Genomic DNA, 278 nt, shown 5'->3' with positions numbered 1-278 from the left:
GGCTCGATATGCCTACTTTGAGCGTCCGGTCCGGATCGGATATCACCGCGACGGGCGTCACCTCCGATCCTGTGCCGGCCGTGGTCGGTATGGCGATGAGCGGCAGCGTTGGTCCCGGGACTTTGAACTCGCCATAGTAGCCCTGCAACTCGCCACCGTGGCTGATCAGCAAGGCGGCGCATTTGGCGAAATCGAGACAGCTGCCGCCGCCGATGCCGATCACCATGTCGGGCCGGAAGCCCCTCGCTTCCTCGACGCAGACCGCCACCGAGTCGCGC

Annotated in this window: 1 protein-coding gene; it reads right to left on the bottom strand. The window is 65.5% G+C overall.

What is annotated here, in order from left to right:
- On the bottom strand, nucleotides 1-278 hold a 278-nt coding region (locus EN859_RS37830; RefSeq protein ID WP_135913785.1), incomplete at both ends, for an iron-containing alcohol dehydrogenase.

Origin of the sequence: Mesorhizobium sp. M00.F.Ca.ET.216.01.1.1 (genome assembly GCF_004010325.2) — a bacterium.
GTDB lineage: Bacteria > Pseudomonadota > Alphaproteobacteria > Rhizobiales > Rhizobiaceae > Mesorhizobium.
Note: the sequence above shows the minus strand (reverse complement) of the source record. Positions and strands in the feature narration are given on the sequence as shown.